1 protein-coding gene is annotated in these 373 nt (G+C 59.2%); it reads left to right on the top strand.

Annotated elements, in window-relative coordinates; genetic code table 11:
• The coding region (locus AC1D0P_RS31935) for a class I SAM-dependent methyltransferase (protein WP_477680389.1) at positions 1 to 373 on the top strand (373 nt) is incomplete at both ends.

Here is a 373-nt window from a genome sequence, read left to right as displayed (position 1 = left end):
GGCGTGGCGCTGAAGCATTTTGCCGCCGACAAGCTCGATGCGATCGGCATCGCTATCGGCGAGGACATCGACATCTGCCGCCAGAAGGGTTTCAACGCGGTAGAGATGGATCTTTCCTTCCTCGAATTCCCCGACCAGACATTTGATCTCGTCTGGTGCCGGCATGTGCTGGAACATTCGGTGTTTCCGTTGTTCTCGCTCAACGAGACCTGCCGCGTGCTGAAGCCGGGCGGCGTGCTCTATATGGAAGTGCCGGCCCCGGACACGGCCTGCCGTCACCAGAACAATCCGAACCATTATTCCGTGCTGGGTAAGTCGATGTGGCTGCAGCTGATCAAGCGCGCGGGCTATTCGACGGTGACCGTCTCCGATG

Source organism: Polaromonas sp. P1_G2 (assembly GCF_056405515.1).
Note: the sequence above shows the minus strand (reverse complement) of the source record. Positions and strands in the feature narration are given on the sequence as shown.